The organism is uncultured Sneathiella sp. (genome assembly GCF_963973085.1).
Classification (GTDB): Bacteria; Pseudomonadota; Alphaproteobacteria; order Sneathiellales; family Sneathiellaceae; genus Sneathiella.
In genome coordinates, this window is record NZ_CAXAXA010000002.1 from 452,111 (window position 1) to 471,753 (window position 19,643).

Consider the following 19,643-nt stretch of genomic DNA (forward strand, 5'->3'; position numbering starts at 1 on the left):
AACAACAGTCAGGTAAGGGCGACAGGATGATGGACCGACGTACAAAGATCAGTATTTTATTGATGTCGGGCTGTCAGGCCCTGATGAACAGCACCACCTCGATCATGATCTCGTCCGCCGCGCTGGCCAGCCTTCTCCTGCTCGGGGATGACAAGTCGCTGGCGACCCTGCCGGTGACGGCGGTGGTGACGGGCACGGCGATTGCCACTATCCCGGCCTCCTTCTTCATGCGCCGGGTCGGCCGCAAGATGGGTTTCATGTTCGGCGCGGTGATCGGCATGACCGGCGCCGCGATTTGCAGCTACTCTGTCTGGGTCGGCCATTTCTGGGGGTTCGTTTTCGGCGCCATCCTCGTCGGGATGTATACGGCGTTTGGCAATTATTACCGTTTTGCCGCCGTTGATATCGCTGGCGACAAGAATCGGAGCAAGGCCGTTTCATACGTGCTGGCGGGCGGTGTGATCGCCGGATTTATCGGCCCGCAGATCGCCAGCCACAGTAAGGATCTGTTCGCGCCGTTCCTTTATATGGGGTCTTATCTGTCGATCGTTCTGCTCGGCTTTCTCGCGCTAATCTTCATCAGTTTCGTGAAAATCCCGAAAATGCAGATACCGGATCATGAGCAGGCGCAGCGCCCATTGTCGGAAATTGTCCGCCAGCCGACTTTCATTGTCGCGGTGCTGAGTGCCATGATCGGTTACGGCGTGATGAGCCTGGTGATGACGGCGACGCCGCTTGCCATGGTCGGCTGCGGCCACCAGCCAAGCGATTCCTTCAATGTTATCAGCTGGCACGTGGTCGCCATGTTCGGCCCGAGCTTTTTCACTGGCAACCTGATTTCCCGCTTCGGTGAATATAAGATTATCCTGCTCGGCGCGCTGCTCGGTGTGGCTAGCGTGACGGTCTCCCTGCTCGGGCTGGAGCTGGCGAATTTCTATATTGCTCTGGTCCTGCTCGGCTTATCTTGGAACTTTATGTTCATCGGCGGTACGACACTGGTGACGACAACCTACAAGCCGTCGGAAACGGCGAAGGTACAGGGGCTGAATGATTTCCTCGTCTTCGGGACGGTGGCGACGGCCTCTCTCATGAGCGGCCAGCTGCAGGAGCGTTTCGGCTGGGACGTCGTCAACTACGGCGCCCTGCCGCTGTTGGCGTTTGTTATCCTGCTCGTGCTCTGGAGCCTGCGCACGGGCAGTCGGCGGGTGGCGGCGGGATAACCCGCCACCGTATCGCTGCGTTTTCTAGCTAGTTACTCGGAGACCAGTGCCTTGACGATCATGTCGGAGGCTTCCTCCGCATCGCCCCAGCGCACGATCCGCACCCATTTGTCTTCCTCGAGATCCTTGTAATGCTCGAAGAAATGAGAGATCTGGTCCAGCAGGATCCCGCGCAGGTCGCTGTAATTGCTGATGTTGGAATAGTAGGGGTGGAGGTCGTCCACCGGCACGCTCAGGATTTTCTCGTCCTGTCCGGCTTCGTCCTCCATGATCAGGACACCGACGGGGCGCGCCCGGATGACGGCGCCCGGCATCACCGGGATCGGTCCGGCGACCAGCACATCGACCGGATCGCCGTCGTCTGCGAGGGTATGCGGAATAAAACCGTAGTTGCACGGATAGAACATGGCCGTATGCAGGAAACGGTCGACGAACATGGCCCCGCTCTCCTTCTCGACCTCATATTTTACCGGCACGCCGCCCAGCGGAATTTCGATGACGACATTAACATCCCGGGGCACATCCCGGCCCGCCGGAATTTTAGATATATCCATACTCGCAGTCTCCTGAAATTGCTGGCGTTCCGATAGCATGTTCCGAAAAAATATGCCACCGGCTAATGGAAAAAAATGCTGAAAAAGCATCCCCTAAATTAGGCAATTCCAATAGCTTGCGAAACCAAAGGTAATCTGGCATTCTACCCCCGACTTTAGTCTAATTTAGCCGAGTTGAATATCCATGGGGGTACTTGGCGACAACAATAACAACAAAAGTACGGCCATTTTCGTAATGGCTTTTTTCGTAACATTGATGGGGAAATAAAGAATGTCAGTAGAATTATGGATACCGATTATCTGCGGGCTGATAGCCTTGGGCTACGGTGCGTATGCAGGTCGGTCGGTTCTGTCACGTGATGCCGGTACCGAAAAGATGCAGCAGATCGCTGCCGCCATTCAGGAGGGGGCATCGGCCTATCTGAACCGGCAGTATCTGACCATTGGACTGGTCGGAATCGTTATATTTATCATCCTGTTCTTCCTGCTCGGCCTGAAAGTGGCGATCGGCTTCCTGATCGGCGCGGTTCTCTCTGGCGCCGCGGGCTTTATCGGCATGCATGTTTCTGTCCGGGCTAACGTCCGTACGGCCGCCGCGGCCTCCAAGAGCCTGAGCGACGGTCTGGACGTATCCTTCAAGGCGGGCGCGATCACCGGTTTGCTGGTGGTCGGCCTCGCGCTGCTGGCGGTGGCCGGCTATTACGGCTATCTGACAGCCGCGGGCGTTGACGGTCGCGATATGGTCAACAGCCTTGTTGCCCTCAGCCTCGGCGCCTCGCTCATCTCCATCTTCGCCCGTCTCGGCGGTGGTATCTTCACCAAGGGCGCCGATGTCGGTGCTGATCTGGTGGGTAAGGTCGAAGCCGGAATTCCGGAGGATGATCCTCGCAACCCGGCGGTGATTGCCGATAACGTCGGCGACAATGTCGGTGACTGCGCCGGTATGGCGGCCGATTTGTTCGAGACCTATGCGGTGACGGTTGTCGCGACCATGGTGCTCGGCTCCATCTATTTCGCCAATGACGCGGCGCTGATGTCCTACCCGCTGATGATCGGCGCGGTCTGCATCCTCACCTCCATCATCGGCACTTTTTTCGTCAAGCTTGGTGCGAACAACAGCATCATGGGTGCGCTCTACAAGGGCTTCATCGTGACGACGGTTCTCTCCGCCATCGCGCTCTGGCCGGTCACCATGCTGACCATCGGCATGGATACGGTTTACAATATCGGCGATAAGCAATTCACCGGTATGAGCCTGTTCTTCTGCGGTCTTGTCGGGCTGGTTGTCACGGGTCTGCTGATCTGGATCACGGAATATTACACCTCGACCGAATACCGTCCTGTCCGCAGTATCGCGGCGGCGTCGGAAACCGGTCATGGCACTAACGTCATTCAGGGCCTCGCTGTCTCGATGGAGGCAACGGCGGTTCCGGCAATCATCATCTGTGCCGGTATCATTGTGTCTTATAACTTTGCGGCTCTGTTCGGGATTGCCATCGCCGTAACCACCATGCTGGCCCTTGCCGGCATGATTGTCGCACTCGACGCCTACGGTCCGGTCACGGATAACGCGGGCGGTATCGCGGAAATGGCGGAAATGGACGAGGATGTCCGCAAGACAACCGACGCCCTCGATGCGGTTGGTAACACCACGAAAGCGGTCACAAAGGGCTATGCGATCGGTTCTGCCGGTCTCGGTGCGCTGGTGCTGTTTGCGGCCTATACGGAGGACCTCAAGCATTTCATCAGCGAGGCAACCCCGACGGAGTTCAGCTTCTTCCAGGGCGTCACCCTCGATTTCAGCCTGCAGAACCCCTATATCGTTGTCGGCCTGATCCTCGGCGGACTGCTACCCTATCTCTTCGGGGCCATGGGGATGATGGCGGTTGGACGGGCAGCGGGTGCCGTGGTGCGTGAAGTACGCCGTCAGTTCAAGGAGATCCCCGGGATCATGGAAGGCACGGGCAAGCCTGACTATGGCCGGGCGGTTGACATGCTGACCAAGGCGGCGATCAAGGAAATGATTATTCCGTCCTTGCTGCCGCTGCTCGCCCCGATTGTCGTCTTCTTCCTGATGTATCTGGTGGCGGACAAGTCGGCGGCCTTTGCGACCGTCGGCGCCATGCTACTTGGCGTAATCATCACCGGCCTGTTCGTGGCGGTCTCTATGACCGCAGGCGGCGGTGCGTGGGATAACGCCAAGAAGTATATCGAGGACGGCAACCACGGCGGCAAGGGTACGGATGCCCATGCAGCGGCGGTGACCGGCGATACGGTCGGCGATCCGTACAAGGATACGGCGGGTCCCGCTGTGAACCCGATGATCAAGATCACCAACATCATCGCACTCCTGCTGTTGGCGGCGCTGGCCCACTAAGCTGTTCGCTGTTATAGCCTAAAACAGAAAACCCCCGGTCATCGATCGGGGGTTTTTTTCTTTTCCGGGCAGGGCTTTATCAATCTGGTGATGGCGCGCACAGACGTCGTGAAATGGCTTACTTATCTTTACCCCGTCATTAATCCGTTCCGTGAAAGTTTATGTAAACAGGGCGGGGCGGTTTCGGGGATACGTGAAGAATGTCGATCATGGACATTATTATCTACACTCCGGTTTGGGTTTGGCCACTTTTTGCCTTTCTTGTTCTGAGTGGAATTACTGCGCTGCGCCCGCGTAAAGCGCGACCGGCGCGCATGCTACTGCTTCCAGTACTCTTCTTCGTATGGGGTCTTTATGCGATCTTTTTGAAATTGCCGGGCTGGCCGATTGCACTGGGTGTGTTTGTCGTGGGGCTCGCTCTAGGTTTTGGAGTGGGCTGGCTGCTCGCAAGTCGTTATCCCGCGGCAACCTACGACCACGAGGCAAAGCGGATACTGCGCCCGGGAACCCCGTTGACCCTGATCCTCATCATGATCGCCTTTATTACGAAATACGTGCTGTCGGTTGTGATAGCCACTAATCCGCAACTGAGTGCGGCGATCGGATTTTCCGTTTTCTACGGCATTACTTCGGGCCTGATAAGCGGTGCCTTCTGGGGCATCATGGCCCTTCAGCTTCTACAGGCGTTTAATTACATCGGGCCGGGCGCACATCCACCCGCATAAGCGGGGTTACCGGCACCGCCGTTAGTTTGAGATATACTACTGGCCTTCGCCCGCGGTGTTGAACCGTCCGAGGTTGCCGAATAGTTGTTCCAGCAGGCCAAGCTCGCGTCCGCCTGTTGGGGTTTCGCGCTCGACAATTTCGATTTCCTGACCGTCCTCAAGGCTGAGATCGGCGACTTCCGCGACGACATCATCAATATCGAACAGGACGATCACGACATTACGGGCCTTCACTTCCTTCTCAAAGAAAGCGTAATGCTCGGTCTTGCTGCTGATATAGTACCAGGCGTCGCCCTCGGTCTGGAAGGTTGCAATACTGGAAGGGGAGCCCATGATCTGCTGCACGGCGTCCTTGCTTGTAACGCCCGCCTCAATCAGCGCCAGCTGCTCCGGATCGAGGTGATATCCCTGGTCGGTCTTAATGGGCTCGCAGGCGCTGAGCGCGAGGCCAAGAACGGCAATGCAAAGTCCTGTCTTCAATTGTTTCATGGTCACGATGCCCCGGCGCCGCTTTAAGTTGACTATGCGTCGCGAAATGCTTAATTCAGGGACAATAAATGGCTTGCCAGTCGGCAAATGTCAAATTTTCTTGGTGAGGCGGCGTCGATATTGTAAAGAAATCGCCGCGGTAACCAAAGAGCAGGAGCCGCCGAGTGGTCTTTGCAAATTTATTCCGCCGCAATCCGCAGGAAGCTGCCGCGACGGCACTGTATGTGGAAATTGTCCGTCAATCCCGTCTGCCCGCCTTTTACATGGTTGCCGCCGTTCCCGATACGGTCGACGGTCGGTTCGAGATGATCTCGCTTCACGCCTTTCTTGTCATGCGTCATTTGAAAGGACGAGGCGAGGCGGCGCAAAAACTCTCGCAAACCCTGTTCGACCAGATGTTTGCAGATATGGACCAGAGTTTGCGTGAAATCGGCATTGGCGATCTGAGCATTGGCAAGCATATCAAGAAGATGGCCAAGGCTTTCTATGGCCGGGTCGCCGCCTATGAGGCGGCGCTGGATGGCGGCGGGGAATCACTGGAGGATGCGCTGAAGCGGGATCATTATGGCTCTGTCGACGAAGTTCCGGCGGACGCGGTGCGACGGCTCGCCGACTATGTCCGGGCGGCGGATGCGCGGCTTGCCGCAGCGGGTCTTGATCCTCTGATGGCGGGCAAGGTGGAGTTCGGCGACTTCGATGGCTCGGCGACAACGGCGGAATAGCGGGGGTTCGCGGCGGCTTTTGGCCCCGAAACGGCGCATTTCTGGGAAATGACAAAAGCCATTGACCGCGGGCATCTAAACCAGTATTTTCGCGCCTTCGAATCGCCGCGGCCATCGGAAGCCGCCCCGCCGGTTTGGCCGGAACGAATTTAGGAAGGAAGTGTCGCGATGACGAAAGCCGGGGGTGGTTTCGCTCGGTTGATGAATGTTGAACGCCTCGGACGGGAACCGATGAGCTTCGACATCCGGGCGACGGAAGAAGAATGTGTCGCCTTGGCCGCAGCCCTTGATATACTGGGTGTATCGGACGTGAAAGCCAGCGGATCGCTCATGCGCGAAGGCGCGAATGGGCTGGTCGCGGTTTCCGGCCGGATTTCGGCGATGGCAGTTCAGGCCTGCGTGGTGACGCTGGACCCGGTAGAACAGGCGATTGACGAGGAATTCACGGTGTTCTACACCTTTGACCCTCGGGATATTACCGTTGAGGAGACGGAGAAGGTGGTCGGGCTGGATGAACCGGACCCACCCACGCTTATCACGGGCGGCCGCATCGATTTGGCCGAGGTGATACAGGAACAGATCGCGCTGGCGCTGGATCCCTATCCGCGACGCGATGATTTGCCGGAAGCCCCGGTGGAGGCGGAACTGGACCTTGAGCAGGCAAAGAAGGAGCAGGGGGTGCACCAGCCTTTTGCAAATTTGAGGGACTTGATGAGCAAGAAGTGATATGAAGGCGTAACGCAATTTCATATCGATATGATTTATATGTCGCCCTTATCCATAGGGCATCAAGAGTGAGAGACGAGAAAATGGCAGTACCAAAAAGGAAGACCACCAAATCCAAGCGCAACATGCGCCGGGCCCATGACGCCTTGCCGGGAACGCAGGTGCAGGAATGCCCGAATTGCGGTGAGATGAAGCGCGCCCACCATATCTGCGGTGAATGCGGCCATTATGGTGATCGCGAAATCCTGGAAACAAGCGACATTCTCTAGTCGGCTTCAGCTGATTAGGATGGCCGGACCCGGACAGAAATATGCCTGAGAATATTGTCATTGCCCTTGATGCGATGGGAGGAGATCATGCTCCTGACATCGTGGTTAAGGGCATCGACATTGTGCGCATACAATTTCCGCAGGCCCGGTTTCTCTTGTTCGGGGATGAAACGCGGCTGGAACCGTTGCTGAAGGCCTATCCCGGCGTGCGCAGCGTCTGCGAGTTGCGTCACACCGATGAAGCAATCAAGTCAGAGGACAAGCCCAGCCAGGCCCTCAGGAAGGGCCGCAAGAGCAGTATGCGCCTTGCGATCGACGCTGTGCGCGATGGCGAGGCCGGAGCTGTTGTCTCCGCCGGGAATACCGGCGCGCTGATGGCGATGGCGAAATTCTCTCTCAGGATGATGGCGGGCATCGACCGCCCGGCCATTGCCTCCGTTCTGCCGTCCCCGCGCGGGGAGACAGTGATGCTGGATCTCGGCGCGAATGTCGAATGCGATGCCGACAACCTCGTGCAGTTCGCCTTCATGGGCGCCGATTTCGCCCGCGCCGTGTTGGGCCGCGTGCCGCCACGGGTCGCGCTCCTCAATGTCGGGAGCGAGGAACTCAAGGGCCATGACACCATCAAGGCCGCGGGTGACCGTCTCCGTTCCCTTGAAAATCCGCCCTTTGAATATCACGGCTTTGTCGAGGGCGATGACATCACGCGCGGCGTTGTCGATGTGATCGTGACCGATGGTTTCACCGGGAATGTCGCGCTGAAAACCGCCGAGGGGGTGGTGCGGCTCTTTACCGACTTCCTGCGCGCCGGGTTCCGGAGTTCCGTGATGTCCAAAATCGGCTACCTATTTGCCCGTGGCGGACTCAATATCTTGCGCGAACGGCTGGACCCGCGGGTCTATAACGGCGGGGTGCTCCTCGGCCTCAACGGCATTTGCGTGAAAAGCCATGGTGGCACGGATGAGACGGGCTTCGCCAATGCGATCGGGGTTGCCGTTGAGATGGTTTCCGACGATCTGGTCGAGAAAATGCGGGATCACTTCGAGACCTTTGATATGGCGCAGAAAATGAGTAATAATAGCGCCGGGTCCGCGACGGAAGCGGAGAAAATGGCGAAGGCGGCGGAGACGCCTGCAAAAGCCGCCCCAAAAATGGATCAAGCCTCCAGCTCTGCTGAAGATGCCGGATAGAACAGGAAATTTATGCGCCGCTCAGTTATTACCGCCACCGGGTCCTACCTGCCGAAACGAATCCTCACAAATGAAGAGCTTTCGACGATGGTGGATACCACCGACGAGTGGATCGTTGCCCGCTCCGGTATCAAGCAGCGCCATATCGCGGCGGATGGAGAGCTGACCTCCGATCTCGCCACTCATGCGGCGAAGGCGGCGCTGGAGATGGCGGGCCTCATGGCTGATGACATCGACCTGATCGTGCTCGCGACTGCAACGCCGGACGAGACATTTCCGGCGACTGCCACCGTCGTGCAGAAGAACCTCGGCATGACCCACGGCTTCGCGTTTGACATCCAGGCTGTCTGTACAGGTTTCCTCTACGCGCTGGCGACGGCGGATAATTTCATCAAGGCCGGGCAGGCGAACCGCGCGCTGGTGATCGGCGCCGAGACCTTCTCGCGCATTCTCGACTGGGAGGATCGGACAACCTGCGTCCTGTTCGCGGACGGTGCCGGGGCGATCGTGCTGGAGGCCGAGGAAGGGGCGGGTAACTCCGATGATCGCGGCGTCCTGACCAGCCATCTGCATTCAGACGGCGACAAGCACGATCTGCTCTATGTCGATGGCGGACCGTCCTCCACCCAGACAACCGGGTATCTTCGCATGGAAGGGCGCGAGGTCTTCCGCCACGCGGTCAACAACCTCGCCAGCGTCGTGCATGAGGCGATGGAGGCGACAGGCCTGACCACGGATGATATCGACTGGCTGATCCCGCATCAGGCGAACAAGCGAATCATCGATGGAACCGGACGTAAACTTAAACTCGATCCTGAGAAAGTTGTCCTAACTGTCGATAAACATGGAAATACTTCCGCTGCATCTGTTCCGCTCGCACTGGATGAGGCGGTGCGCGACGGGCGTATCAAGCGCGGCGATCTGCTTTTGTTGGAGGCGATGGGCGGCGGTTTTACCTGGGGCTCGGCGCTCGTGCGCTGGTAATTTTTGCGAATCTCTTTTTCCGGCGGCTCCCGCAGGTCGTCAATTCCGTGATCAATTTCAATCAGTTATCGCCCTTTTTTGCCTAAAAACCGACTTTTAGGCGGGTAACAGGCGGAAATTGCACCTTTATGATTGACGGCGCGGGCCGCTTTGATAATCCTGTTAGGTCTAATGGGGTAAAATCATGACAAAAAACACATTGACCAGAGCAAATTTGGCAGAGGCTGTCTATCAGCAGGTCGGATTGTCGCGAAATGAATCCGCGGACCATGTTGAGACCATCCTGTCAGAAATTTCAGATCGGCTCGTTGCCGGCGAAACAGTAAAGATTTCCTCTTTCGGCAGTCTGCAGGTGCGCCAGAAGTCCGGCCGCATCGGCCGCAATCCGAAAACCGGGGAAGAGGTGCCGATCAATCCGCGCCGCGTCCTCGTCTTCCGTGCGTCCCATGTCCTGAAAGACAAGATCAACGAAGGTAACGGTGGCGCATAACGTGGCGAGAGAGGCTCAAAAACTGCAAAAATCGCCGGATGCCTTTCGCACCATCAGCGAAGTCTCGGCAGAGCTGGATGTGCCGCAGCATGTCCTCCGCTTCTGGGAGACGAAGTTCAAGGTCGTCAAGCCCTTAAAGCGCGGCGGCGGGCGGCGCTACTACCGCCCCTCGGATATCGAGCTGATCCGCGGCATCCGCGACCTTCTCTACAAGCATGGCTTCACCATTCGCGGCGCGCAGAAACTCTTGAAAGAGCAGGGCGGGCGCATCGACAATGTCGACGCCATGGTTTCCGCCGCGCGGGCCGAGGGCAACCCGGCGCTCAGCCATGGCGCGGGCGACGGCACGTCGGGAGAGCCGCTCACGAGCGATGACAAGGCGCAGATCCGCCACGTTCTCGGCGAGCTGAAGGAGCTGAAGGAGCTGCTCGCCTGAGCCGTGCTTAAGGGGATTTCGGCGGGCACAAAAAAATGTGCCGATGCCGCAGAACGGGCGTTGCCAACACGCCTGACCGTCAGTATAGTGCGCCAGCCTCGGGCCGGGAACGGCCCCACCAGGACATGGCGGGCAGTAGCGCAGCCTGGTAGCGCACTTCACTGGGGGTGAAGGGGTCGTCGGTTCAAATCCGGCCTGCCCGACCAATTGAGAGAGCCTCGAAGCCGGACGGTTTCGGGGCTTTTTTAGTGGCTAGCTAAGCATCGGCAGGAGTTTTTCAATCAACTCCCAAGATTGATTTACCAATGTGACCAATGCCGCATATTTCTCTATTTTTATGCCTGTCAGATAGTTAGCGATAGACTTCAAATAGAGCATAAGTTCCCTAAGAGCATTAACGATCTCGGGTGGGAAGCTCGGGAAGTTATGAATGATTATTGATAGTTGGACTGATTGCTTCAAGACTTCCAAATTATCTCTCGAAAGCGGTATCTCTTTAGAATTTGGCGGCGCGCTGAACTCTTCGTCATTTCCATGAAATTCTTTCAACTCGTCGCGAAGCTTTTCCAATTGCGCGATGCTAGTATTCTTAGCTGCTAATGCCGGGCCAGATGGTATTTTTCCACCACGATAACCAATTCTGTCTTCTGGGTTGGCCTTGAGTGTTGGTGCGGATTTATTGGTATCTATGTTGGACTCCGCGACTCGATCTTGGAACTCCGCTGTCTCGTCACTGAACTCCGCCTCTTTATCTTCGGCTTGTTTGGTTTCATCGCCGCTTTCGACAATACTTTTTTCTTTGCGGAGGAGAATAATTCCTCCCGTAATATGATATTCCTCTGGTAGGTCGATAGTGGTTTCATCCGTAACTTTTGATTTGTTTAATTTGATCTTATCAAGATTCGCGCCCGCTAGATTGGTCTCTCGCAAATCGGCTTTTCGTAAGTCGGCTTCCCGAAGATCGGCCCTTTGCAAATTTACGCCTTGTAAATCGGCTTCCCGAAGATCGGCCCCTTGCAAATGTGCGTCTTGTAAATCGGCTTTCCGAAGATCAGCATTTCGGAGGTCAGATCCCCGCAGAATCGGGCCGTGCATATCGGCAATGTCGTGCATATCGACAACATTGTGCATACCGGTCGTCCGTAAACCATCTAGGTGTGCTGCTTTTAGATTAGCTGCTTGTAAATTGGCTCCTCGTAATGCAGCACTTTTAAGATTTGCATTTTCCAAATTTGCATTTGACAGGTCCGCGCCTTGTAACTCAGGATTTTTCCAAGTTCCGTCCCGGATTTTCTTTATAAGTTCTTCGTCCGCCATCCGCCTTCCCCCTCATAAAACAACAGGCACGCAATAGGCGAAGTTTAGACGGTTAATTTCCCTAGTCAATTAATCCCGCAGGTGGCCGAGCCGCCCCCTGCGACGGAGTGCCGCAACGCTTCGCGCTATATTGCTTTCGGGAAAAATTGGGCTATGGTGCGGGCCATGACGACGGAATTTCAGGATAGGAGCGCCGTGCCCGCGAGTGACGGGCGCAAACTGGTGATTGGCTGGCTGGTGCTGGTGGCGCTGCTGGTGTTCGCGATGATTGTGCTGGGCGGCGTCACGCGGCTGACCAATTCGGGCCTCTCGATGACCGACTGGAAACCGATTACAGGCTGGCTGCCGCCGCTTGGCCATGAGGCCTGGATGGCGGAGTTCGAGCGGTACAAGGCCTTCCCCGAATACCAGAAGATCAACAAGGGCATGAGCCTCTCCGAGTTTCAGGGCATCTACGCCTTCGAGTTTGCCCACCGGGTGCTCGGCCGCATCATCGGCATTGCCTTTTTCGTGCCCTTCGTGCTGCTCCTGCTCTTCAGGAAAATACCGCGGGCCATGGCGCCCCGGCTGGCGCTGCTGTTCGTGCTCGGCGCGCTGCAGGGCGGCATGGGCTGGTTCATGGTGATGAGCGGGCTTGTCGATAACCCGGACGTGAGCCATTATCGCCTGACGGCGCATCTCGCGCTCGCCAGCCTGATTTTTTCGGCGCTGCTGTGGACGATATTCGATCTCCTGCGCGGGCCCTACGCGGGCAGCCCGTCCGCGCATGGCGCGGTGCGGCGGACGGCGTGGGGGCTGCTCGCGCTGATCGCGTTGCAGATCGTCATCGGCGGCTTCGTCGCCGGGCTCAACGCGGGCTTCATTTATACGGACTGGCCGCTGATGGGCGGCACCTTCCTGCCCGCCGATATGTTCGACCTCGCGCCGCTCTATCATAACTTCCTTGAGAACCCGTCGACTGTGCAGTTCGTCCACCGCATGGTCGGTTATGCCATCGCCGGTCTCAGCATCTGGCTCTACCTCATCAGCCGCGGGCGGGATTTGAGCGCGCCCGCGCGGCTCGGCATTGCCGCCCTGGTGACCATGGTGTTCGTGCAGGTCTTCCTCGGGATATTGACATTGCTCTATGTGGTGCCGGTCACGCTTGGTGCGGCGCATCAGGCGGGCGGCATGCTGGTGCTGGCCTTCGCGCTCTTCGTGGCGCATGAACTCCGGGCGGAGCGGGCGTGAAAAAAACCGGCCAGCCCTCAGGCTGACCGGCGGCGGGAGATTGCTTGACCCTAGACGGAGCCGGGAAAAGCGAATGGATTAATCGGCAGCTTCCGACGGCGTCTACAGCTCGGGATCTTCAACCTCTACCGGATTGTTCCCGATACCAACGCCCACACCGGCAACAGCGCCCGCATCCGCGGAAGACGCATCGCCGGGGAAGATCACAAATGGGGAAAGACCGCCTGACGGTCCCGAAGAGGCACTCGCTCCGGCAGCAGCAACGGCAATGACGCCGACGTTAACATCTACCGGGTCGGGGTTGGTGGTCGTGTCATTTCCGCTCAGCTTGTGAAAATCGAAGTCGGGCCGCTCGAAATGGGCATAGGCCTGAATCGTGTAGACGTTCTGCGGAGTGTAGTTCAGGTCACCCGTCGGGCTCGCATTGAGGGACGAGAAATGGAAGGGGGAGTCGTTGATATTCTGCGCCGACAGGGCATTACCATTGTTGTTATTGTTCATATTGATGGAGTTGTTGCCGGTAAAGGAGACGGAGTTGTTCCCGCCGGAAACCAACATTTGGGTTCCATTGGCATCGACTGACAAATCCGGCGTTCCAGCACCGCCGCCGGTGCCACCGACACCGCCACCACCACCGGAAGAGGGGCCACCCCAGCCAGCCATCGCGGGCGTGGCCAGCATGGCCAGAGCCACTACACTTAAAGTAAGTTTTTTCATCGTACTATAATCCTTTGTCTGAAGTTGAGTTATGGGTTTTGACGCCCGGCCTGTTGGAAAAGTTCAGCTATTTATTTAGCTGTTTGTTGGGGTATCTTCGACACCTTCGACGGTATCGACGATTTGCTGGCAATTCTTTCTAAGATCGGGGTTGAGTTCTGACAGCATTTCATAGAGCCCGAACTGCAGCATGGACCGAAGAGAGAGTTGCAGCGGTTCGCGGCTCTGGTCGCTGATATCGAGGTCGACCAGCGTGTCCCCAAAAAAGCGCCCGAGACCAAAGCCGGCTTCATCCGCAAAGATCTGCTTTGAGATATTCACCGCCGCCAGCACTTCCGAGGTGCGGGCATCGGTGAGATGCAAATCGAGCCCGACAATGGCGCGGTTTTGTCGATAGCGCGGACCGATCCCGGCAATGGTCAGCTCGGCGGCCGCGCCGGGGATAAAGTCCAGCGTATTGATCGAGCCGGTAATATAATAATCCATCAGGGTGAACTGCTTCGCGTCGCGGATGCCGAGCTGGATTTCCGAGATGACGGGGCGCGGGTCGCGCCGGTTGACGACACGCTCAGCCTTTGCCTTCATCAGGGTTGTCAGCATCATGTCACCCGCGCCCTGGGTAACATATTTTCCGGTGCCGGATAATTCGGCGCTGAACTTGCCGGTGGCGTCTGTAATCTCGCCAACCGACCAGACGCCCCGCAGCTTGCTTTTCTCCGCGACACATGTCACCAGCCTGTCATAGGGCGTCGCAATGGTTTGTACCGGCGGGCCATCTGGCAGACTTACATTCTCGCTACTCGTTGCGACACAACCGGTCAAAAAAACGGGCAGCAATATCAGTGATTTAATGATTGCTTGCATTGTTCACTCTTACCCGGCAAGGGGCACCATTCGTGGTAGAGGTATTGGTGGAGTTCTTGTTGATCGACGTTGAGTCAGTCGTGGTCGAACTGACTATCTCACCGCAGTTGTTCGTAGTGATAAAGACATTGTCGAGTTTGCTTTCGGTGAAGATCGTCTGTGCGCCGATGGAAGTGGTCTGCGCGCCGATATTGTATGTATTGTACTGACTAAAACCGTCATAGAACCCGTTTTCCTTTTTCTCGATCAGTTCGGCGATGACAGACTTCGTCAGCTTGTCATAGGATGTCTGGAAGCCCGCGCTGTCGTTCCAGCCCTCCGCTGCTGAGACCGAACCATCCTTGGCCGATGCGACGGCTGAAATAGTAAGCAATAATGCTGATACTATTAAAATTGAATATTTCATAATTTTGCCTTAATAATTTCGTTTTTACTTAACTGGTGATAAATAATGAATGTTCAATAAATAAATATGGAAATAATAAATGATAGAGAAACTGGATCATTTCGTGTTGACCGTTGTCGATTTAGAACGAACGAAAGTGTTTTACTGTGAAATACTGGGAATGATTTTTGAGGAATTCGCAAAAGATCGTCAGGCGCTGAAGTTCGGATCGTCGAAAATCAACCTGCATGTCGCGGGGCGTGAACTGACGCCGCGAGCGCATCTGGCGAAGCCCGGCACGGCGGATTTGTGCTTTATTATCGAGGGGGAGCTGGCGGAAATGCAATCCCGGCTGCGGGCAGCCGGGATCGACATTCTGGAGGGGCCGGTCAAGCGGACGGGGGCGCGGGGAACGATCACGTCCCTTTACGTGCGCGACCCCGACCTTAACCTGATCGAGCTATCGGTATACGATAGCTGAGATCGCTTAGCTGGCGGCGAGGGCCTGGTCGAGATCGGCGATGATATCCTCGACATTCTCGATGCCGACGGAGAGGCGGATAACATCCGGTCCGGCGCCTGCGGCCACTTGCTGGTCTTCGTCCAGCTGGCGATGAGTGGTGGAGCTCGGGTGGATGATCAGGCTGCGGGTGTCACCGATATTGGCAAGATGGGAGAACAGCTCGACGCTCTCCACCACCTTGACCCCGGCGTCAAAGCCGCCCTTGATCCCGAAGGTGAGCACCGCCCCGGCACCGCCGTTCAGGTATTTCTGAGCGAGGTCATAATAGTCATCGCCCTTGAGACCGGCGTAGGAGACCCAACTGACCTTGTTATGCTTTTGCAGATACTCCGCGACTTTAAGTGCGTTGGAACTGTGGCGTTCCATACGCAGCGGCAATGTCTCGATCCCGGTGAGGATCAGGAAGGCGTTGAACGGGGAGAGGGCGGGCCCGAGATCGCGCAAGCCCAGCGCGCGGCAGGCAATGCCGAAGCCGAGCTCGCCGAAGGTCTCGTGGAATTTCAGGCCATGATAGGAGGCGTTCGGCTGGCTCATGGTCGGGAACTTGTCCGACGCACTCCAGTCGAACTTGCCGGAATCGATGATCAGCCCGCCCATGGAATTGCCATGGCCGCAGAGGAATTTTGTTGCCGAATGCACCACGATGTCCGCGCCCCATTCGATCGGGCGGCAGAGATAGGGCGTCGCCAGCGTGTTATCGACGATCAGCGGGATACCGGCCTCATGGGCGATATCGGCGATGGCCTTGATGTCGGTCATCACGCCGCCGGGATTGGCAAGGCTCTCGATAAAGATCGCCTTACATTTCGGAGTGAGCGCCTTCCTGAAATCCTCGGGGTCTTTCGGATCGACAAAGGTCGCGTTCCAGTCGAACTTCTTGAAGGACTGGCTGAACTGGGTGATCGAGCCACCATAGAGCCGGGTGGAGGCGAGAAACTCGTCGCCGGGTTGCATCAGGGTGTGAAAGACAATCAGCTGCGCCGCATGGCCGGAGGACACCGCAAGGCCGGTCGCGCCGCCCTCAAGGGTGGCCACCCGCTCTTCCAGCACCGCGTTGGTCGGGTTGGTCAGGCGCGAATAGATATTGCCGAACGCCTGCAGGTTGAACAGCTCCGCCGCGTGATCCACATCGTCGAACACAAAGCTGGAGGTCTGGTAAATGGGTGTGGCGCGGGCGCCGGTGGTCGGGTCCGGCTTGGCACCGGCATGGATGGACAGGGTTTCGAATTTTGGCGTGCTCATATTATTTATTCCCTACTAGTTTGGATCGTTTTGAAGAAATCATGCCGGACCGGCCGCCCATGAAGGCAATCTCGCCGGACAGGCGTCCATATTCGATTTTGGGGCAGCGGTTCATCACGACCTTCAGCCCCGCCGCCTCTGCTGTCTTCGCCGCCTCGTCATGGCGGACACCAAGCTGCATCCAGATGACCTTTGCGCCGACCTTGATAGCCTCCTCGACAATCGGCGGTATCGCTTCGCTTGCGCGGAAGCAATCGACCATATCGATGGGCACGGGGATATCGGAAAGGGAACCGTAGGCCGTCTCGCCGAGCAGTTCCTGACCCGCGAGGCCCGGATTGACCGGAATGCAGCGATAGCCCTTGCGCTTGAGATATTTCATCACATAGTAGCTTGGCCGCGAGGAGTTACTGCTCGCGCCGACCACCGCAATGGTTTTGACGTCATTGAGGATGCCGCCGATATATTCATCGGCGTAGGTATCATGATTCATGCGGCTTATTTTCCTCGCCAGACAGGTGTGCGTTTTTCCTTGAAAGCGTGCATACCTTCCTGTCCGTCCTCGGAGGCGATATTTTCCTGCATGACGCCGGAGGTGAATTTATAGGCCTCATCCAGCGGCATGTTGAGCTGTTTATAGAAAGCGGCCTTGCCGAGTTTCAGCACATAAGGAGATTTCGAGGCGATTGTCGCCGCCATCTTCTTGAGATGCGCATCCAGTTCACCTTCGGGCAGGGCGGCGTTGACCAGCCCGATTTCCACGGCCCGGGCAGCATCGATAAAGTCGCCGCTGACCAGCATTTCCATCGCCTGCTTCGGTGCGACATTGCGGCTGAGCGCGACCATCGGGGTCGAGCAGAAGAGCCCGAAATTAACGCCGGAGGTTGCGAATTTCGAGCTGTCCGACGCATAGGCCAGATCGCAGGAGGCGACAAGCTGCGTCCCCGCCGCCGTCACCGCGCCATCGACGCGGGCGATCACCGGCTGCGGCAGGTTCACGACGCCCTGCATCATGGTGCAGCACTGGGTCAGCAGTTCGCCGATGGTATCATCCTCATTGGCGGCGATGACCTCTTTCAGGTTATGGCCGGAGCTGAACACCGGACCCGTCGCTTCGACAATCACGACATGGATGTCTTTTGAGGCGGCAATCTCGTCCAGCACTTCCTGGATCCGCCCCATCATCGCGCGTGAGAGGGAATTGCGGCTTGTCGGATCGTTGAGCGTGATGGTGGCGATATGGTCGGCCACATTCAGCCGGATGATGTCTTCATTGTCCTTGCTTGTTATTTCTCTGCCAGACATAGGGAATTCCTCGCATTTTTATTCTCGACAAATACCATAATCCTTTCTGGCGGCGGATCAATGGTCATCGGGTAATTTTCTGCGGGCACTGCGAAGGGCTTGCGGCGCCGGGGGAGGGCGACTATCTTGCCCGGGTCCATAAGAGGAGAAACCGCCCGTGCCCGTCATGACCGCCGAAATGCTCGAAGCCTTCAACCGGGAACATTTCCCGCAGATCAACCACATGAACCTGAAGGTCGACCATGTCGATGACAGTTCCATCACCGTTCATATGGCAACGAAGGACCGGCATCTGCGCCCGGGCGGGACGGTTTCCGGCCCGACGATGATGGAGCTGGCCGACGCCGCCATGTATCTGCTGTTGCTGGCGCAGATCGGACCCGTCGCCCTCGCGGTTACCACCAACCTCAACATCAATTTCCTGCGCAAGCCCGAGCCGGGAACCCTGCGGGGGGAGGGGCGGCTGCTCAAGCTCGGCAAGACCCTCGCCATCGGGGAATTCAGCCTGTTTGCGGGTGATCTGGAGGAGCCCGTCGCCCATGTCACCATGACCTACGCGATCCCGCCGAAACGCTAGGGTATGCGCTGTGGATAAAAATAAGGTATCATAATACCACACCGATAAAAGGGTGAAATAACAGCATTATTTCGGTTGACTTGGGGCGGGAGTGATATTATACCCCGCATCAGACCGGGGAGCCATTTGCTCCCTTTATTTTGTTGTGGCACGCTTGATGCGAAGGCTGGAAGTTACATGAAAACCTATTCTGCGAAACCGTCCGAGGTGGAGAAGAAATGGCTGCTGATCGATGCTGAAGGGCTCGTTCTCGGTCGTCTCGCCTCGATTATTGCGACCCGCCTGCGCGGCAAGCATAAACCGATGTTTACCCCGAATATCGATTGCGGCGACAATGTCATCGTCATCAACGCGGAAAAAGTCGCGCTGACCGGCAAGAAGATGACCGACAAGGTCTTCTACTGGCACACCGGCTATCCCGGCGGCATCAAGAGCCGGACCGCCGAAAAAACTCTCGGCAGTGCGCATCCTGAGCGGCTGATCCTGAAAGCGGTAGAGCGGATGATCCCGCGCGGCGCCATGGGGCGGGAGCAGTTCAGCAACCTCCGCGTCTATGCCGGTTCCGAACATCCCCATGCCGCGCAGAACCCCGAAGTGGTTGATGTCGCGTCGATGAATTCCAAGAACGTAAGGAGCGCCTGAGTATGGCCGATGAAGCAAACTCCCTTGAGGATTTGAAAGACCTGACCACAGGCGCCGCTGCCGACGCTCCGGCCGCCGCTGAAACGGGCGCCGAGGTGATCGAGGCTGCCGAGGTTATCGAAGTGGAACTGCCCGATCCGGTGATCGATGCGCAGGGCCGCGCCTACGCCACCGGCAAGCGGAAAAACGCCATTGCCCGCGTCTGGATCAAGCCGGGCTCCGGCAAGGTCACCGTCAACGGCCGTGATCAGGACGTTTATTTTGCGCGCCCCGTGCTTCGCATGATCCTGCTGCAACCGTTCGAGATTACCGACCGTGTCGGCCAGTTCGATGTTGTCTGCACCGTGAAGGGCGGGGGACTTTCCGGCCAGGCCGGCGCCGTCCGCCATGGCATCTCGAAAGCCCTGACCTCCTACGAACCGGCATTGCGCCCGGCGCTGAAGGCCGAAGGCTTCATCACCCGCGACAGCCGCGTTGTGGAACGGAAAAAATACGGCCGTGCGAAAGCCCGCCGCAGCTTCCAGTTCTCCAAGCGTTAATCGCGGGAGAGAGATACGACAACGAAAGGGCTCGCTTCGGCGGGCCCTTTTTTTGTTGCAATGTTATGCCTCATCCTCATAACATCAATAAAGTGATGTGCTGTATAATTCATAATAGCA

The 19,643-nt window shown here is 57.2% G+C and carries 24 protein-coding genes and 1 tRNA gene; 16 read left to right on the top strand and 9 right to left on the bottom strand.

Annotated features, from left to right (window positions below):
• Positions 1–26 precede the first annotated feature (26 nt).
• Positions 27–1,220 (top strand): MFS transporter, encoded by a 1,194-nt coding sequence (locus AACZ19_RS06350; RefSeq protein WP_339632150.1) that lies wholly within the window; start codon positions 27–29, stop codon positions 1,218–1,220.
• Positions 1,221–1,252: 32 nt separating this feature from the next.
• On the opposite strand, the gene ppa is transcribed toward AACZ19_RS06350, so the two are convergent.
• Entirely contained in the window at positions 1,253–1,774 is a 522-nt protein-coding gene (ppa, locus tag AACZ19_RS06355) for an inorganic diphosphatase (RefSeq protein ID WP_339632151.1), read from the bottom strand.
• A gap of 271 nt (positions 1,775–2,045) precedes the next feature.
• On the opposite strand from ppa, the gene AACZ19_RS06360 reads away from it, so the two are divergent.
• Together AACZ19_RS06360 and AACZ19_RS06365 are read left to right on the top strand one after the other, a co-directional pair.
• Positions 2,046–4,151: a sodium-translocating pyrophosphatase gene (locus tag AACZ19_RS06360; RefSeq protein ID WP_339632152.1), complete on the top strand. Its 2,106-nt coding sequence runs from the start codon at positions 2,046–2,048 to the stop codon at positions 4,149–4,151.
• Between the two features lie 200 nt (positions 4,152–4,351).
• On the top strand, positions 4,352–4,876 hold the full coding sequence (locus tag AACZ19_RS06365) for a DUF6622 family protein (protein ID WP_339632154.1): 525 nt from the start codon (positions 4,352–4,354) through the stop codon (positions 4,874–4,876).
• Positions 4,877–4,912: 36 nt separating this feature from the next.
• Here the strand turns inward: AACZ19_RS06365 and bamE are convergent, their stop codons facing one another.
• Positions 4,913–5,365, bottom strand: coding sequence for an outer membrane protein assembly factor BamE (gene bamE, locus AACZ19_RS06370; protein WP_339632156.1), 453 nt, complete (start codon positions 5,363–5,365; stop codon positions 4,913–4,915).
• 164 nt (positions 5,366–5,529) lie between these two features.
• Between bamE and AACZ19_RS06375 the strand changes: the two genes are divergently transcribed.
• The 8 genes from AACZ19_RS06375 (at position 5,530) to AACZ19_RS06410 (ending at position 10,388) form a co-directional block, all read left to right on the top strand.
• Positions 5,530–6,087 (top strand): ubiquinol-cytochrome C chaperone family protein, encoded by a 558-nt coding sequence (locus AACZ19_RS06375; RefSeq protein ID WP_339632158.1) that lies wholly within the window; start codon positions 5,530–5,532, stop codon positions 6,085–6,087.
• Positions 6,088–6,255: 168 nt separating this feature from the next.
• Positions 6,256–6,813: a DUF177 domain-containing protein gene (locus AACZ19_RS06380; protein ID WP_339632160.1), complete on the top strand. Its 558-nt coding sequence runs from the start codon at positions 6,256–6,258 to the stop codon at positions 6,811–6,813.
• An 83-nt stretch (positions 6,814–6,896) separates the two neighbouring features.
• Positions 6,897–7,082, top strand: a complete 186-nt coding sequence (rpmF, locus tag AACZ19_RS06385) for a 50S ribosomal protein L32 (protein ID WP_339632162.1) — start codon at positions 6,897–6,899, stop codon at positions 7,080–7,082.
• 41 nt (positions 7,083–7,123) lie between these two features.
• The gene (gene plsX / locus AACZ19_RS06390; RefSeq protein ID WP_339632164.1) at positions 7,124–8,272 is read left to right on the top strand and encodes a phosphate acyltransferase PlsX; all 1,149 of its coding nucleotides are present in this window, start codon (positions 7,124–7,126) and stop codon (positions 8,270–8,272) included.
• A gap of 12 nt (positions 8,273–8,284) precedes the next feature.
• Entirely contained in the window at positions 8,285–9,256 is a 972-nt protein-coding gene (locus AACZ19_RS06395; protein WP_339632166.1) for a beta-ketoacyl-ACP synthase III, read from the top strand.
• A gap of 184 nt (positions 9,257–9,440) precedes the next feature.
• Positions 9,441–9,746 carry an integration host factor subunit alpha gene (locus AACZ19_RS06400; RefSeq protein WP_339632168.1) on the top strand — a complete coding sequence of 102 codons (306 nt, stop codon included), beginning with the start codon at positions 9,441–9,443 and terminating at the stop codon, positions 9,744–9,746.
• On the top strand, positions 9,736–10,182 hold the full coding sequence (locus AACZ19_RS06405) for a MerR family transcriptional regulator (RefSeq protein WP_339632170.1): 447 nt from the start codon (positions 9,736–9,738) through the stop codon (positions 10,180–10,182). Before AACZ19_RS06400 ends, AACZ19_RS06405 begins: the two co-directional genes overlap by 11 nt.
• 129 nt (positions 10,183–10,311) lie before the next feature.
• Positions 10,312–10,388 (top strand) — tRNA-Pro (locus tag AACZ19_RS06410).
• Positions 10,389–10,434: 46 nt separating this feature from the next.
• On the opposite strand, the gene AACZ19_RS06415 is transcribed toward AACZ19_RS06410, so the two are convergent.
• Entirely contained in the window at positions 10,435–11,499 is a 1,065-nt protein-coding gene (locus AACZ19_RS06415) for a pentapeptide repeat-containing protein (protein WP_339632172.1), read from the bottom strand.
• A 165-nt stretch (positions 11,500–11,664) separates the two neighbouring features.
• Between AACZ19_RS06415 and AACZ19_RS06420 the strand changes: the two genes are divergently transcribed.
• On the top strand, positions 11,665–12,729 hold the full coding sequence (locus tag AACZ19_RS06420; RefSeq protein ID WP_339632173.1) for a COX15/CtaA family protein: 1,065 nt from the start codon (positions 11,665–11,667) through the stop codon (positions 12,727–12,729).
• Positions 12,730–12,831: 102 nt separating this feature from the next.
• On the opposite strand, the gene AACZ19_RS06425 is transcribed toward AACZ19_RS06420, so the two are convergent.
• The 3 genes from AACZ19_RS06425 to AACZ19_RS06435 all read right to left on the bottom strand — a co-directional run bounded on the left by AACZ19_RS06425 (position 12,832) and on the right by AACZ19_RS06435 (position 14,716).
• Positions 12,832–13,446, bottom strand: a complete 615-nt coding sequence (locus AACZ19_RS06425; protein WP_339632175.1) for a hypothetical protein — start codon at positions 13,444–13,446, stop codon at positions 12,832–12,834.
• Positions 13,447–13,521: 75 nt separating this feature from the next.
• The gene (locus AACZ19_RS06430; RefSeq protein ID WP_339632177.1) at positions 13,522–14,310 is read right to left on the bottom strand and encodes a CsgG/HfaB family protein; all 789 of its coding nucleotides are present in this window, start codon (positions 14,308–14,310) and stop codon (positions 13,522–13,524) included.
• Positions 14,294–14,716, bottom strand: a complete 423-nt coding sequence (locus AACZ19_RS06435) for a hypothetical protein (RefSeq protein WP_339632179.1) — start codon at positions 14,714–14,716, stop codon at positions 14,294–14,296. The genes AACZ19_RS06430 and AACZ19_RS06435 overlap by 17 nt, the downstream gene beginning before the upstream one ends.
• 79 nt (positions 14,717–14,795) lie before the next feature.
• On the opposite strand from AACZ19_RS06435, the gene AACZ19_RS06440 reads away from it, so the two are divergent.
• Positions 14,796–15,176, top strand: coding sequence for a VOC family protein (locus AACZ19_RS06440; protein WP_339632181.1), 381 nt, complete (start codon positions 14,796–14,798; stop codon positions 15,174–15,176).
• A gap of 6 nt (positions 15,177–15,182) precedes the next feature.
• Here AACZ19_RS06440 and AACZ19_RS06445 read toward each other — a convergent pair whose 3' ends face one another.
• From AACZ19_RS06445 to AACZ19_RS06455, 3 genes are read right to left on the bottom strand one after another with little or no spacing between them, the layout of a single operon-like run.
• Entirely contained in the window at positions 15,183–16,460 is a 1,278-nt protein-coding gene (locus AACZ19_RS06445; RefSeq protein WP_339632183.1) for an O-acetylhomoserine aminocarboxypropyltransferase, read from the bottom strand.
• A gap of 1 nt (position 16,461) precedes the next feature.
• On the bottom strand, positions 16,462–16,953 hold the full coding sequence (locus AACZ19_RS06450; protein ID WP_339632185.1) for a CoA-binding protein: 492 nt from the start codon (positions 16,951–16,953) through the stop codon (positions 16,462–16,464).
• Between the two features lie 5 nt (positions 16,954–16,958).
• Positions 16,959–17,765, bottom strand: coding sequence for an enoyl-CoA hydratase (locus AACZ19_RS06455; protein WP_339632186.1), 807 nt, complete (start codon positions 17,763–17,765; stop codon positions 16,959–16,961).
• A gap of 166 nt (positions 17,766–17,931) precedes the next feature.
• Here AACZ19_RS06455 and AACZ19_RS06460 point away from each other — a divergent pair, with 166 nt between their 5' ends.
• From AACZ19_RS06460 to rpsI, 3 genes are all read left to right on the top strand, one after another.
• Entirely contained in the window at positions 17,932–18,342 is a 411-nt protein-coding gene (locus AACZ19_RS06460; RefSeq protein ID WP_339632728.1) for a PaaI family thioesterase, read from the top strand.
• Positions 18,343–18,519: 177 nt separating this feature from the next.
• Positions 18,520–18,984 carry a 50S ribosomal protein L13 gene (gene rplM / locus AACZ19_RS06465; protein ID WP_339632187.1) on the top strand — a complete coding sequence of 155 codons (465 nt, stop codon included), beginning with the start codon at positions 18,520–18,522 and terminating at the stop codon, positions 18,982–18,984.
• A gap of 143 nt (positions 18,985–19,127) precedes the next feature.
• Positions 19,128–19,523 (top strand): 30S ribosomal protein S9, encoded by a 396-nt coding sequence (gene rpsI, locus AACZ19_RS06470; RefSeq protein WP_339632730.1) that lies wholly within the window; start codon positions 19,128–19,130, stop codon positions 19,521–19,523.
• The last annotated feature ends 120 nt before the right edge of the window (positions 19,524–19,643 follow it).

Bases quoted from the DNA above. Each gene is read 5' to 3' on its own strand.
- AACZ19_RS06350 (WP_339632150.1), top strand. From the start codon at position 27: ATGATGGACCGACGTACAAAGATCAGTATTTTATTGATGTCGGGCTGT.
- ppa (WP_339632151.1), bottom strand. From the start codon at position 1,774: ATGGATATATCTAAAATTCCGGCGGGCCGGGATGTGCCCCGGGATGTT.
- AACZ19_RS06360 (WP_339632152.1), top strand. From the start codon at position 2,046: ATGTCAGTAGAATTATGGATACCGATTATCTGCGGGCTGATAGCCTTG.
- AACZ19_RS06365 (WP_339632154.1), top strand. From the start codon at position 4,352: ATGTCGATCATGGACATTATTATCTACACTCCGGTTTGGGTTTGGCCA.
- bamE (WP_339632156.1), bottom strand. From the start codon at position 5,365: ATGAAACAATTGAAGACAGGACTTTGCATTGCCGTTCTTGGCCTCGCG.
- AACZ19_RS06380 (WP_339632160.1), top strand. From the start codon at position 6,256: ATGACGAAAGCCGGGGGTGGTTTCGCTCGGTTGATGAATGTTGAACGC.
- rpmF (WP_339632162.1), top strand. From the start codon at position 6,897: ATGGCAGTACCAAAAAGGAAGACCACCAAATCCAAGCGCAACATGCGC.
- plsX (WP_339632164.1), top strand. From the start codon at position 7,124: ATGCCTGAGAATATTGTCATTGCCCTTGATGCGATGGGAGGAGATCAT.
- AACZ19_RS06395 (WP_339632166.1), top strand. From the start codon at position 8,285: ATGCGCCGCTCAGTTATTACCGCCACCGGGTCCTACCTGCCGAAACGA.
- AACZ19_RS06400 (WP_339632168.1), top strand. From the start codon at position 9,441: ATGACAAAAAACACATTGACCAGAGCAAATTTGGCAGAGGCTGTCTAT.
- AACZ19_RS06415 (WP_339632172.1), bottom strand. From the start codon at position 11,499: ATGGCGGACGAAGAACTTATAAAGAAAATCCGGGACGGAACTTGGAAA.
- AACZ19_RS06420 (WP_339632173.1), top strand. From the start codon at position 11,665: ATGACGACGGAATTTCAGGATAGGAGCGCCGTGCCCGCGAGTGACGGG.
- AACZ19_RS06425 (WP_339632175.1), bottom strand. From the start codon at position 13,446: ATGAAAAAACTTACTTTAAGTGTAGTGGCTCTGGCCATGCTGGCCACG.
- AACZ19_RS06430 (WP_339632177.1), bottom strand. From the start codon at position 14,310: ATGCAAGCAATCATTAAATCACTGATATTGCTGCCCGTTTTTTTGACC.
- AACZ19_RS06435 (WP_339632179.1), bottom strand. From the start codon at position 14,716: ATGAAATATTCAATTTTAATAGTATCAGCATTATTGCTTACTATTTCA.
- AACZ19_RS06440 (WP_339632181.1), top strand. From the start codon at position 14,796: ATGATAGAGAAACTGGATCATTTCGTGTTGACCGTTGTCGATTTAGAA.
- AACZ19_RS06445 (WP_339632183.1), bottom strand. From the start codon at position 16,460: ATGAGCACGCCAAAATTCGAAACCCTGTCCATCCATGCCGGTGCCAAG.
- AACZ19_RS06450 (WP_339632185.1), bottom strand. From the start codon at position 16,953: ATGAATCATGATACCTACGCCGATGAATATATCGGCGGCATCCTCAAT.
- AACZ19_RS06455 (WP_339632186.1), bottom strand. From the start codon at position 17,765: ATGTCTGGCAGAGAAATAACAAGCAAGGACAATGAAGACATCATCCGG.
- AACZ19_RS06460 (WP_339632728.1), top strand. From the start codon at position 17,932: ATGACCGCCGAAATGCTCGAAGCCTTCAACCGGGAACATTTCCCGCAG.
- rplM (WP_339632187.1), top strand. From the start codon at position 18,520: ATGAAAACCTATTCTGCGAAACCGTCCGAGGTGGAGAAGAAATGGCTG.